This is a genomic window from Rhizobium rhizogenes NBRC 13257, from assembly GCF_000696095.1.
GTDB lineage: Bacteria > Pseudomonadota > Alphaproteobacteria > Rhizobiales > Rhizobiaceae > Rhizobium > Rhizobium rhizogenes.
The window spans coordinates 501232-513737 of record NZ_BAYX01000002.1; the positions used below are offsets into that span (position 1 = coordinate 501232).

Annotated in this window: 11 protein-coding genes; 10 read left to right on the forward strand and 1 reads right to left on the reverse strand. The window is 59.1% G+C overall.

Translation table 11 applies throughout. The features are described from left to right. Nucleotides 1-164: 164 nt before the first annotated feature. Nucleotides 165-4376, forward strand: a complete 4212-nt coding sequence (gene rpoC, locus RRH01S_RS06450) for a DNA-directed RNA polymerase subunit beta' (protein ID WP_042470316.1) — start codon at nt 165-167, stop codon at nt 4374-4376. 113 nt (nt 4377-4489) lie between these two features. Here the strand turns inward: rpoC and RRH01S_RS06455 are convergent, their stop codons facing one another. Then, nucleotides 4490-4783, reverse strand: coding sequence for a hypothetical protein (locus RRH01S_RS06455; RefSeq protein WP_007702201.1), 294 nt, complete (start codon nt 4781-4783; stop codon nt 4490-4492). Nucleotides 4784-5290: 507 nt separating this feature from the next. Here RRH01S_RS06455 and rpsL point away from each other — a divergent pair. From rpsL to rplB, 9 genes are all read left to right on the forward strand, one after another. Further along, complete coding sequence (rpsL, locus tag RRH01S_RS06460) at nt 5291-5662, forward strand: 30S ribosomal protein S12 (RefSeq protein ID WP_003507760.1); 372 nt, start codon at nt 5291-5293, stop codon at nt 5660-5662. 78 nt (nt 5663-5740) lie between these two features. Further along, nucleotides 5741-6211 (forward strand): 30S ribosomal protein S7, encoded by a 471-nt coding sequence (rpsG, locus tag RRH01S_RS06465; RefSeq protein WP_007702208.1) that lies wholly within the window; start codon nt 5741-5743, stop codon nt 6209-6211. A gap of 30 nt (nt 6212-6241) precedes the next feature. After that, nucleotides 6242-8341 (forward strand): elongation factor G, encoded by a 2100-nt coding sequence (gene fusA / locus RRH01S_RS06470; protein ID WP_007702215.1) that lies wholly within the window; start codon nt 6242-6244, stop codon nt 8339-8341. A 67-nt stretch (nt 8342-8408) separates the two neighbouring features. Then, nucleotides 8409-9584, forward strand: a complete 1176-nt coding sequence (gene tuf, locus RRH01S_RS06475; protein WP_012651263.1) for an elongation factor Tu — start codon at nt 8409-8411, stop codon at nt 9582-9584. A 156-nt stretch (nt 9585-9740) separates the two neighbouring features. Further along, the gene (rpsJ, locus tag RRH01S_RS06480) at nt 9741-10049 is read left to right on the forward strand and encodes a 30S ribosomal protein S10 (RefSeq protein WP_003547547.1); all 309 of its coding nucleotides are present in this window, start codon (nt 9741-9743) and stop codon (nt 10047-10049) included. Nucleotides 10050-10088: 39 nt separating this feature from the next. Next, nucleotides 10089-10730, forward strand: a complete 642-nt coding sequence (gene rplC, locus RRH01S_RS06485) for a 50S ribosomal protein L3 (protein ID WP_007690750.1) — start codon at nt 10089-10091, stop codon at nt 10728-10730. A 13-nt stretch (nt 10731-10743) separates the two neighbouring features. Further along, complete coding sequence (rplD, locus tag RRH01S_RS06490; RefSeq protein ID WP_007690753.1) at nt 10744-11364, forward strand: 50S ribosomal protein L4; 621 nt, start codon at nt 10744-10746, stop codon at nt 11362-11364. Further along, complete coding sequence (locus RRH01S_RS06495) at nt 11361-11654, forward strand: 50S ribosomal protein L23 (RefSeq protein ID WP_007690755.1); 294 nt, start codon at nt 11361-11363, stop codon at nt 11652-11654. The genes rplD and RRH01S_RS06495 overlap by 4 nt, the downstream gene beginning before the upstream one ends. Before the next feature lie 11 nt (nt 11655-11665). Then, nucleotides 11666-12502 carry a 50S ribosomal protein L2 gene (gene rplB, locus RRH01S_RS06500; protein WP_007690756.1) on the forward strand — a complete coding sequence of 279 codons (837 nt, stop codon included), beginning with the start codon at nt 11666-11668 and terminating at the stop codon, nt 12500-12502. Nucleotides 12503-12506: the final 4 nt, after the last annotated feature.

Consider the following 12506-nt stretch of genomic DNA (forward strand, 5'->3'; position numbering starts at 1 on the left):
TCAGCGCGCACCGTTCTTGCCTTCGCCCGATTTCGTGTAGCGCAGGCAGGGACGTTTTCGCCGCATTTCGCGGTTATTGTCGTTTTAACGCGTCAGTCCGGTTCCCGGGAATTTGCCGGCGCTGATTGCAGTTCGAGGGCGCATAGCCCCAAAAGGAGACAGGCATGAACCAAGAGGTCATGAATCTTTTCAATCCGCAGGTGCCTGCACAGAACTTCGACTCCATCCGGATTTCGATCGCATCGCCGGAGAAGATTCTTTCCTGGTCTTATGGTGAGATCAAGAAGCCGGAGACGATCAACTATCGTACGTTCAAGCCGGAACGCGATGGTCTCTTCTGCGCGCGAATCTTCGGGCCGATCAAGGACTACGAGTGCCTGTGCGGCAAGTACAAGCGCATGAAATACAAGGGCATCATCTGCGAAAAGTGCGGCGTCGAAGTGACGTTGTCGCGCGTTCGCCGTGAGCGCATGGGCCATATCGAGCTCGCTGCTCCCGTTGCCCACATCTGGTTCCTGAAGTCGCTGCCGAGCCGCATTTCCACGCTGCTCGACATGACGCTGAAGGATGTCGAGCGCGTTCTCTACTTCGAAAACTACATCGTCACCGAGCCGGGCCTCACCGCCCTCAAGGAGCATCAGCTTCTCTCGGAAGAAGAGTACATGCTCGCCGTCGACGAATATGGCGAAGATCAGTTCACCGCCATGATCGGCGCTGAAGCGATCTACGAGCTGCTGGCCAGCATGAACCTCGAGAAGATCGCTGGCGACCTGCGTGCCGAACTTGCTGAGACCACGTCGGATCTCAAGCAGAAGAAGCTGATGAAGCGCCTGAAGATCGTCGAGAACTTCATGGAATCCGGCAACCGCCCGGAATGGATGATCATGAAGGTCGTCCCGGTCATCCCGCCGGACCTGCGTCCGCTGGTGCCGCTCGACGGCGGCCGTTTCGCGACGTCGGATCTGAACGATCTGTACCGCCGCGTCATCAACCGTAACAACCGTCTGAAGCGCCTGATCGAACTGCGCGCTCCGGGCATCATCATCCGCAACGAAAAGCGCATGCTGCAGGAATCTGTCGATGCGCTGTTCGACAACGGCCGTCGCGGCCGCGTCATCACCGGCGCCAACAAGCGTCCGCTGAAGTCGCTGTCCGACATGCTCAAGGGCAAGCAGGGCCGCTTCCGTCAGAACCTGCTCGGCAAGCGCGTCGACTATTCCGGCCGTTCGGTCATCGTGACCGGTCCGGAACTGAAGCTGCACCAGTGCGGCCTGCCGAAGAAGATGGCGCTCGAACTGTTCAAGCCGTTCATCTACGCCCGTCTCGACGCCAAGGTTTACTCCTCGACCGTCAAGCAGGCCAAGAAGCTGGTTGAAAAGGAAAAGCCGGAAGTCTGGGATATCCTCGACGAGGTCATCCGCGAGCATCCGGTTCTCCTGAACCGCGCACCGACGCTGCACCGCCTGGGCATCCAGGCCTTCGAACCCATGCTGGTCGAAGGCAAGGCCATCCAGCTGCATCCGCTCGTCTGCACGGCCTTCAACGCCGACTTCGACGGTGACCAGATGGCCGTTCACGTACCGCTGTCGCTTGAAGCCCAGCTTGAAGCACGCGTGCTGATGATGTCGACGAACAACATCCTGCATCCGGCAAACGGCGCACCGATCATCGTTCCGTCGCAGGACATGGTTCTCGGTCTCTATTATCTGTCGATCCTGAACCAGAACGAGCCGGGCGAAGGCATGGCCTTCTCCGACCTCGGCGAGCTGCATCACGCTCTCGAAAACAAGGTCGTGACGCTGCACTCGAAGATCCGCGGCCGCTTCAAGTCGGTTGACGAGGAAGGCAAGCCCTACTCGAAGATCTATGAAACGACCCCGGGCCGCCTGCTCATCGGCGAACTGCTGCCGAAGCACGGCAAGGTCACCTTCGACATCTGCAACCAGGAAATGACCAAGAAGAACATCTCCAAGATGATCGACACGGTCTACCGCCATTGCGGCCAGAAGGACACGGTCATTTTCTGCGACCGTATCATGCAGCTCGGCTTTGCCCATGCTTGCCGCGCCGGCATTTCGTTCGGCAAGGACGACATGGTCATTCCGGACACCAAGGCGAAGATCGTCGGCGATACTGAATCGCTCGTGAAGGAATACGAACAGCAGTACAATGACGGTCTGATCACCCAGGGCGAAAAGTACAACAAGGTTGTCGACGCCTGGGGCAAGGCCACGGAAAAGGTCGCCGAGGAAATGATGGCCCGCATTAAGGCCGTCGAATTCGATCCGGCGACCGGTCGTCAGAAGCCGATGAACTCGATCTACATGATGAGCCATTCGGGCGCCCGCGGTTCTCCGAACCAGATGCGTCAGTTGGGCGGCATGCGCGGCCTCATGGCCAAGCCGTCGGGCGAAATCATCGAGACGCCGATCATCTCGAACTTCAAGGAAGGCCTGACCGTTAACGAGTACTTCAACTCGACGCACGGTGCCCGTAAGGGTCTGGCAGACACCGCCTTGAAGACTGCAAACTCCGGTTACCTGACCCGCCGTCTCGTCGACGTCGCGCAGGATTGCATCGTCACGCACGTCGATTGCGGCACCGACAAGGGCCTCACCATGACCGCCATCATCGATGCCGGTCAGGTCGTTGCCTCCATCGGCGTCCGAATCCTCGGCCGTACGGCGCTGGACGACATCGATCATCCTGTCACGGGTGAGCGCATCGTTGACGCCGGCCGGATGATCCTGGAACCGGATGTCATCGAGATCGAAAAGGCTGGTATCCAGTCGATCCGTATCCGTTCGGCCCTGACCTGCGAAATCCAGACGGGCGTTTGCTCGATCTGCTACGGCCGCGACCTCGCGCGCGGCACGCCGGTCAACCTCGGTGAAGCTGTCGGTGTTATCGCCGCTCAGTCGATCGGTGAGCCGGGCACGCAGCTGACCATGCGTACCTTCCACTTGGGCGGCACGGCGACCGTGGTCGACCAGTCGTTCCTGGAAGCTTCGTATGAAGGCACGGTGCAGATCAAGAACCGCAACATGCTGCGCAACTCCGATGGCATCCTGGTTGCCATGGGCCGCAACATGGCCGTCCAGATCCTGGATGAACGTGGCGTCGAGCGCTCCTCGCAGCGTGTCGCTTACGGCTCCAAGATCTATGTGGACGAAGGCGACAAGGTGAAGCGCGGCCAGCGTCTGGCGGAATGGGATCCTTACACCCGTCCGATGATGACGGAACTTGCCGGTACGGTTCAGTTCGAAGACGTCATCGATGGTCTTTCGGTTCTCGAAGCGACCGACGAGTCGACCGGTATCACCAAGCGTCAGGTTATCGACTGGCGTTCGACGCCGCGCGGTTCGGATCTGAAGCCGGCAATCGTCATTAAGGACGCCAGCGGCAATGTTGCCAAGCTGTCGCGTGGTGGTGAAGCCCGCTTCCTGCTCTCGGTCGACGCGATCCTGTCGGTCGAGCCGGGCCAGAAGGTATCCCAGGGTGACGTTCTTGCCCGCTCGCCGCTGGAAAGCGCCAAGACCAAGGACATCACCGGTGGTCTGCCGCGTGTTGCCGAACTGTTCGAAGCCCGTCGTCCGAAGGACCACGCCATCATCGCAGAGATCGATGGTACGATCCGCCTCGGCCGCGACTACAAGAACAAGCGCCGTGTCATCATCGAGCCGGCGGAAGACGGTGTCGAGCCGGTCGAATACCTGATCCCGAAGGGCAAGCCCTTCCACCTTCAGGAAGGCGACTATATCGAAAAGGGTGATTACATCCTCGACGGTAACCCGGCTCCGCACGACATCCTGGCGATCAAGGGCGTGGAGGCTCTGGCCTCTTACCTGGTCAACGAAATCCAGGAAGTCTACCGCTTGCAGGGCGTTGTCATCAACGACAAGCACATCGAAGTGATTGTCCGTCAGATGCTGCAGAAGGTGGAAATCACCGATGCGGGCGACAGCCATTACATCGTCGGCGACAATGTCGACCGTATCGAGCTGGACGACAACAACGACCGCCTGATCGAAGAAGGCAAGAAGCCCGCTTACGGCGATCCGGTTCTGCTCGGCATCACCAAGGCATCGCTGCAGACTCCGTCCTTCATCTCCGCCGCGTCCTTCCAGGAAACGACGAAGGTGCTGACGGAAGCTGCGATCGCCGGCAAGACCGACGGCCTGCAGGGTCTGAAGGAAAACGTCATCGTCGGCCGCCTCATCCCGGCCGGTACCGGTGGTACCATGACGCAGATCCGCCGCATCGCGACGGCTCGCGACGAGCTGATCCTGGAAGAGCGCCGCAAGGGCACGGGTTCTGCCGTCGCCACGCCGATGCTTCAGGACATGGCAGGCGAAAGCGCTCCGGCCGCTGAATAAGCGGCTATAGCCAGCACAAATTAAAACCGCCCGGAGCGATCCGGGCGGTTTTTGTATTTTGACTATATGAAGAGGAGAGGGCGGTCGCTGCAAAACGCCGCCCGAGCAACGGCTCAGCGGAAGCGGATGATCGCCACTTCGCCTTCCAGCGCGCCCTGATAGGCGGAGGCATGCGGTTCTTCGTCCGGCACGTCGGTCAGCATGCCGATCTGGTCGAGATCGGCCTCGATGAAGCCTTCCTCCGCAAGGGCGTTCAGCGCCTCGCGCACGGCGGTATCGTCATCCGGTGCCTTCAGCATGACATGCAGATCGACGCCTTCGCTGCCGTCGGTCTCATACCCCTTGCCGATGATGATGAAGACCATGGGGCCGTCGGAGTTGTTGTCATTGTCTGGCGTAGTAATCATGAGCGGTCCTTCGGAAGTTTCGATTCGGCCGGGCGATTCTCTCGATCTGCCGCTGCCGTCCCGTGAAATGATCTGTCTGTGATTCCTTATAGGGATTTTGGTGAAATACCCAAGTCTATCTTGCCGGAGGGGCGCCATTTCGTTAACGAATGCGCCAAAGGGCTGGTTTGCAGGGCCTTTTAGGGCTTTGTGACAAAGATAATTCCTTAACCGGCCTTGACGAACCGGCGGGAAACCAGTAGTTACGCCGCCATCGGACCCATGTGAGGCATGGCCATTCGGAGCGACACGCTCTGGAGTTCACCTCAAACAAGGTTCAAAACGCACGTTGAAGACAAGAATGCTGCACGCAAGACGCTATTTTCGGTGTCCTCTGCTTTTCTGTGGTCCATCTGCGAAAGCGGATCGGGCCACGTTTTGCGCATTGAGACGATCGTGTGTCGTTGCCGGAGACGGCGAGAGTTAAGCCCGCAAGGGTGTTAAGATAGATTTACAAGGGATGGTTGAATGCCTACCGTAAACCAGCTGATCCGCAAGCCTCGCCAGGCGCAGGTAAAGCGTAATAAGGTTCCCGCTCTCCAGGAGAACCCGCAGAAGCGCGGCGTTTGCACCCGCGTCTACACGACCACGCCGAAGAAGCCGAACTCGGCTCTGCGTAAGGTCGCAAAGATCCGCCTGACCAACGGCTTTGAAGTCATTGGTTATATCCCCGGTGAAGGTCACAACCTTCAGGAACACTCTGTCGTCATGATCCGTGGCGGCCGCGTAAAGGACCTTCCGGGCGTTCGTTACCACATCATCCGCGGCGTTCTCGATACCCAGGGTGTCAAGAACCGCAAGCAGCGCCGTTCCAAGTACGGTGCGAAGCGTCCGAAGTAATTCGGTTTTAGATCATCCGGCGCTGCGCGAGGTTCTCCGCGTGATAAAGCGCCGCTAACAAGTTGAGAGACGAGAAGTATGTCCCGACGTCACAGAGCAGAAAAGCGCGAGATCAATCCGGACCCGAAGTTCGGTGATCTTATCGTTACCAAGTTCATGAATGCCATCATGCTGGACGGCAAGAAGTCCGTTGCAGAAAGCATCGTATACGGCGCATTCGACGCCGTGCAGGGCAAGGCAAAGCAGGAGCCGCTCGGCGTGTTCCACCAGGCTTTGGATAACATCGCTCCGCACGTTGAAGTCCGTTCGCGCCGCGTCGGTGGTGCAACCTACCAGGTTCCGGTCGATGTTCGTCCCGAGCGTCGTCAGGCTCTTGCCATTCGCTGGCTGATCACTGCTGCTCGTAAGCGCAATGAAACCACCATGGTCGACCGTCTCTGCGGCGAACTTCTTGATGCCTCCAACAACCGCGGCTCTGCCGTCAAGAAGCGCGAAGACACGCACAAGATGGCTGACGCCAACCGTGCGTTCTCGCATTATCGCTGGTAATCCCGAACGGTATCCGAAAGGCAGTCCATTATGGCTCGCGAATATAAAATCGAAGACTACCGCAATTTCGGTATCATGGCGCACATCGACGCCGGCAAGACCACGACCACCGAGCGTATTCTTTACTACACCGGCAAGTCGCACAAGATCGGCGAAGTCCACGACGGCGCAGCCACCATGGACTGGATGGAGCAGGAGCAGGAGCGTGGCATCACGATCACTTCCGCTGCTACCACCACCTACTGGAAGGGCCGCGACGGCAAGACCCGCCGCTTCAACATCATTGACACCCCCGGCCACGTCGACTTCACCATCGAAGTCGAGCGTTCGCTGCGCGTTCTCGACGGCGCCATCGCGCTGCTCGATGCCAACGCCGGCGTTGAGCCGCAGACGGAAACCGTCTGGCGTCAGGCTGAGAAGTACAATGTCCCGCGGATGATCTTCTGCAACAAGATGGACAAGACCGGCGCTGACTTCTATCGCTCGGTCGAGATGATCAAGACCCGTCTCGGTGCGACTGCTGTTGTGATGCAGCTGCCGATCGGTGCGGAAACCGAGTTCAAGGGCGTCATCGACCTGATCGAGATGAATGCTCTCATCTGGCGCGACGAATCGCTCGGCGCTCAGTGGGACGTCGTCGAAATCCCGGAAGATATGAAGGCCAAGGCTGAAGAATATCGCGAAAAGCTGATCGAGACCGTTGTCGAGATCGACGAAGCCGCGACCGAAGCCTACCTCGAAGGCAATCTGCCTGACAACGATCAGATCCGCGCGCTCGTTCGTCGCGGCACCATCGACGTCAAGTTCCATCCGATGTTCTGCGGCACCGCCTTCAAGAACAAGGGTGTTCAGCCGCTGCTCGACGCCGTCGTCGACTACCTGCCGTCGCCGCTCGACATTCCGGCGATCAAGGGCATCGACTTCAAGACCGACGCCGAAATCGAACGTCATGCAGACGACAGCGAGCCGTTGTCCATGCTGGCTTTCAAGATCATGAACGACCCCTTCGTCGGTTCGCTGACCTTCGCCCGCATCTACTCCGGCAAGCTCGAAAAGGGCGCGTCGGTCATGAACACGGTCAAGGACAAGCGCGAGCGCGTCGGCCGTATGCTGCAGATGCACTCGAACTCGCGTGAAGACATCGAAGAAGCCTTCGCTGGCGACATCGTTGCTCTGGCGGGCCTCAAGGAAACCACCACTGGCGATACGCTCTGCGATCCGCTGAAGCCGGTTATCCTCGAGCGCATGGAATTCCCGGAGCCGGTCATCCAGATCGCGATCGAGCCGAAGACCAAGGGCGACCAGGAAAAGATGGGCCTCGCGCTCAACCGCCTGGCTGCTGAAGATCCGTCCTTCCGCGTAAAGACGGACCAGGAATCGGGCCAGACGATCATCGCCGGCATGGGTGAACTTCACCTCGACATCATCGTCGACCGCATGCGTCGTGAATTCAAGGTCGAAGCAACCGTCGGCGCGCCGCAGGTTGCCTACCGCGAAACCATTACGCGTCTGACCGAGAAGGACTACACCCACAAGAAGCAGTCTGGTGGTACCGGTCAGTTCGCTCGCGTCAAGATCGTGTTCGAACCGAACCCGGAAGGCGACGACTTCAAGTTCGAGTCCAAGATCGTTGGCGGTTCTGTTCCGAAGGAATACATTCCGGGCGTTCAGAAGGGTATCGAAAGCGTTCTGTCCTCCGGTCCGCTGGCTGGCTTCCCGATGCTCGGCGTCAAGGCGACGCTCATCGACGGTGCCTTCCATGATGTTGACTCGTCGGTTCTGGCCTTCGAAATCGCTTCCCGCGCTTGCTTCCGTGAAGCAGCCCGTGAAGCTGGTGCCCAGCTCCTCGAGCCGATGATGAAGGTCGAAGTCGTGACGCCGGAAGATTACGTCGGTGACGTCATCGGCGATCTGAACTCGCGTCGTGGTCAGATCCAGGGCCAGGAAGCTCGCGGTATCGCTGTTGTCATCAACGCGAACGTTCCGCTGGCAAACATGTTCAAGTACGTCGACAACCTTCGCTCCATGTCTCAGGGCCGTGCACAGTACACGATGACCTTCGATCATTACGCGCCGGTTCCGTCGAACGTCGCACAGGAAATCCAGGCAAAGTATTCCGGTCAGAAGTGACCGGAATACCAATTGACCGATAACAAGAATTGATCCCTTCGGGGACAAGAAAAACGGAGAGCCGAAAATGGCAAAAAGTAAGTTTGAGCGCAATAAGCCGCACGTTAACGTCGGCACGATTGGCCACGTTGACCACGGCAAGACGTCTCTGACGGCAGCGATCACGAAGTACTTCGGTGAGTTCAAGGCGTATGACCAGATCGACGCTGCACCGGAAGAAAAGGCACGCGGCATCACGATTTCGACGGCACACGTTGAATATGAGACGCCAGCTCGTCACTACGCCCACGTCGACTGCCCCGGCCACGCTGACTATGTGAAGAACATGATCACGGGTGCGGCACAGATGGACGGCGCGATCCTGGTTTGCTCGGCTGCTGACGGCCCGATGCCGCAGACGCGCGAACACATTCTGCTCGCCCGCCAGGTTGGCGTTCCGGCGATCGTTGTGTTCCTGAACAAGGTCGACCAGGTTGACGACGCCGAGCTTCTCGAGCTCGTCGAGATGGAAGTTCGCGAACTTCTGTCGTCCTACGACTTCCCGGGCGACGACGTCCCGGTGGTCAAGGGCTCTGCACTTGCTGCACTCAATGACAGCAATAAGACCATCGGCGAAGACTCGATCCGCGAGCTGATGGCTGCTGTTGACGCCTACATCCCGACGCCTGAGCGTCCGATCGACCAGCCGTTCCTGATGCCTGTCGAAGACGTGTTCTCGATCTCCGGCCGTGGTACGGTTGTGACGGGCCGCGTCGAGCGTGGTATCGTCAAGGTTGGCGAAGAAGTCGAGTTCGTCGGCATTCGTGATACGAAGAAGACGACGGTTACCGGCGTTGAAATGTTCCGCAAGCTGCTCGATCAGGGCCAGGCAGGCGACAACATCGGCGCCCTGGTTCGCGGTATTCAGCGTGACGACGTCGAGCGTGGTCAGGTCCTGTGCAAGCCGGGCTCTGTCAAGCCGCACAAGAAGTTCATGGCAGAAGCCTACATCCTGACGAAGGAAGAAGGCGGCCGTCATACGCCGTTCTTCACGAACTACCGTCCGCAGTTCTACTTCCGCACGACGGACGTGACGGGCATCGTCACGCTTCCGGAAGGCACGGAAATGGTTATGCCAGGCGACAACGTCACTGTTGCCGTCGAGCTGATCGTTCCGATCGCGATGGAAGAAAAGCTGCGCTTCGCTATCCGTGAAGGCGGCCGTACCGTCGGCGCAGGCATCGTTGCCAGCATCGTTGAGTAATTAGGCGGCTGGGCCAACGCCCGGAGATTAAGGATAGGGACACCGAAACTGGTGTCCCTCTCGATCTTTGAAACCGGTGGCCCGCCTCGAGTAACTAAAGTTAAAGACGTGTCTCTTAGAGAGGCGCGCAGGTAACAGACACAAGGATAAAGTCGAATGAACGGCCAGAATATCCGCATCCGCCTTAAGGCGTTCGATCATCGGATTCTCGACGCTTCCACGCGCGAGATCGTATCGACGGCTAAGCGCACCGGTGCTAGCGTCCGGGGCCCCGTTCCGCTTCCGACCCGTATCGAGAAGTTCACGGTTAACCGGTCCCCGCACATCGACAAGAAGAGCCGCGAGCAGTTCGAGATGCGTACGCATAAGCGTCTTCTCGACATCGTTGACCCGACCCCGCAGACGGTAGACGCGCTGATGAAGCTCGATCTCGCCGCCGGTGTCGATGTTGAGATCAAGCTCTGAGACCTTTGGTTCTCGAGCTGAGTGAGAAGGATTGAACCGATGCGTTCAGGTGTGATTGCACAGAAGGTGGGAATGACCCGCGTCTATAACGACGCCGGCGAGCATGTCCCGGTAACCGTATTGCGTATGGAAGGCTGCCAGGTCGTAGCCCAGCGCACAGTAGAAAAGAATGGCTACACCGCAGTTCAGCTCGGTGCTGGCCAGGCTAAGGTCAAGAACACGTCGAAGGCCCTTCGCGGTCACTTCGCCGTTGCCAGCGTTGAGCCGAAGGCCAAGCTCGTTGAATTCCGTGTTTCGGACGACAACCTGCTTGAAGTCGGCACCGAGATCAAGGCAGCTCACTTTTCGGCGGGTCAGCTCGTCGACGTGACCGGCACGACGATCGGTAAGGGCTTTGCCGGCGCCATGAAGCGCCACGGCTTCGGCGGTCTGCGCGCCACGCACGGTGTGTCGGTTTCGCACCGCTCGCACGGTTCGACCGGCTCGCGCCAGGATCCGGGCAAGGTGTTCAAGAACAAGAAGATGGCTGGTCACATGGGCCAGACGCGCGTCACGACGCAGAACCTCGAAGTGGTATCGACCGATGAAGATCGCGGTCTGATCCTCGTCAAGGGCGCAGTTCCCGGCTCCAAGGGTGCCTGGATCATCGTACGCGATGCCGTCAAGTCGGCAGCGAAGTAAGGGAGCCAAACCAATGGAATTGAACGTCAAGACCCTCGAGGGCAAAGACGCTGGGAAGGTTTCCCTTTCTGACGCGATTTTCGGCCTTGAGCCGCGTGAAGATATCATCGCACGCGTCATTCGCTGGCAGCTCGCCAAGAAGCGCCAGGGCACGCACAAGGCACAGGGCCGCGCGGAAGTTTCGCGCACCGGCGCCAAGATGTACAAGCAGAAGGGTACGGGCCGCGCTCGTCACCATTCGGCTCGTGCTCCGCAGTTCCGCGGCGGTGGTAAGGCTCACGGCCCGGTCGTGCGCAGCCACGAGCATGACCTGCCGAAGAAGGTTCGCGCCCTCGGCCTGCGTCTCGCTCTGTCCGCCAAGCTTAAGGCCGAGGATGTCATCATTCTCGACAACCTGGTTGCAGCGGATGCCAAGACCAAGGCTCTGGCCGGCGCTTTCGAGACGCTCGGCCTGACCAACGCGCTCTTCATCGGTGGTGCAGAGCTCGACAGCAACTTCAAGCTCGCAGCCGCTAACATCCCGAATATCGATGTTCTGCCGGTTCAGGGCATCAACGTTTACGATATCCTGCGCCGCGGCAAGCTCGTGCTGTCCAAGGCTGCAGTTGAAGCTCTAGAGGAGCGATTCAAGTGACGGATCTTCGCCATTACGATGTGATCGTTTCTCCTGCGATCACCGAAAAGTCCACTCTGCTTTCGGACAATAACCAGGTTGTTTTCAACGTTGCCAAGACCGCGACGAAGCCTGAAATCAAGGCTGCCGTCGAAGCTCTGTTCGGCGTCAAGGTTACGGCCGTTAACACTCTGCTGCGCCTCGGCAAGACCAAGCGGTTTAAAGGTCTCGTCGGCAAGCAGAAGGACGTGAAGAAGGCTATCGTGACGCTCGCCGAAGGCCAGTCGATCGACGTCTCCACCGGTCTCTGAGGAATAAGAAAATGGCATTGAAAACATTCAATCCGACGACCCCGAGCCAGCGTCAGCTGGTCATCGTCGATCGCTCGTCCCTCTACAAGGGCAAGCCGGTCAAGTCGCTGACGGAAGGCCTGTCTTCCAAGGGTGGCCGTAACAATACCGGCCGCATCACCGTGCGTTTCCAGGGTGGTGGTCACAAGCGTACCTACCGCCTGGTAGACTTCAAGCGTCGCAAGTTTGACGTCGAAGCAACCGTCGAGCGCATCGAGTACGACCCGAACCGCACCGCATACATCGCTCTGGTGAAGTATGCCGACGGCGATCAGGCCTATATCCTTGCTCCGCAGCGTCTTGCTGCCGGCGACAAGGTCATCGCTTCCGAGAAAGCAGTGGACGTGAAGCCGGGCAACACCATGCCGCTTCAGTTCATCCCGGTCGGCTCCATCATCCACAACGTGGAAATGAAGCCGGGCAAGGGTGGCCAGATCGCTCGCTCCGCTGGCGGTTACGCTCAGCTCGTCGGCCGCGACCAGGGCATGGCGATCCTTCGTCTGAACTCCGGTGAACAGCGCCTCGTGCACGGCACTTGCCTTGCAACGATCGGTGCCGTTTCCAACCCGGACCACGGCAACATCAACGACGGTAAGGCCGGTCGTTCGCGTTGGCGCGGTAAGAAGCCGCACGTTCGCGGCGTCGTCATGAACCCCGTCGACCATCCGCACGGCGGTGGTGAAGGCCGTACCTCTGGTGGTCGCCATCCGGTGACCCCATGGGGCAAGCCGACCAAGGGCAAGCGCACGCGGTCGAACAAGTCGACCGATAAAATGATTATGCGCTCGCGCCATCAGCGCAAGAAGTAAGAGA

Bases quoted from the DNA above. Each gene is read 5' to 3' on its own strand.
- rpoC (WP_042470316.1), top strand. From the start codon at position 165: ATGAACCAAGAGGTCATGAATCTTTTCAATCCGCAGGTGCCTGCACAG.
- RRH01S_RS06455 (WP_007702201.1), bottom strand. From the start codon at position 4,783: ATGATTACTACGCCAGACAATGACAACAACTCCGACGGCCCCATGGTC.
- rpsL (WP_003507760.1), top strand. From the start codon at position 5,291: ATGCCTACCGTAAACCAGCTGATCCGCAAGCCTCGCCAGGCGCAGGTA.
- rpsG (WP_007702208.1), top strand. From the start codon at position 5,741: ATGTCCCGACGTCACAGAGCAGAAAAGCGCGAGATCAATCCGGACCCG.
- fusA (WP_007702215.1), top strand. From the start codon at position 6,242: ATGGCTCGCGAATATAAAATCGAAGACTACCGCAATTTCGGTATCATG.
- tuf (WP_012651263.1), top strand. From the start codon at position 8,409: ATGGCAAAAAGTAAGTTTGAGCGCAATAAGCCGCACGTTAACGTCGGC.
- rpsJ (WP_003547547.1), top strand. From the start codon at position 9,741: ATGAACGGCCAGAATATCCGCATCCGCCTTAAGGCGTTCGATCATCGG.
- rplC (WP_007690750.1), top strand. From the start codon at position 10,089: ATGCGTTCAGGTGTGATTGCACAGAAGGTGGGAATGACCCGCGTCTAT.
- rplD (WP_007690753.1), top strand. From the start codon at position 10,744: ATGGAATTGAACGTCAAGACCCTCGAGGGCAAAGACGCTGGGAAGGTT.
- rplB (WP_007690756.1), top strand. From the start codon at position 11,666: ATGGCATTGAAAACATTCAATCCGACGACCCCGAGCCAGCGTCAGCTG.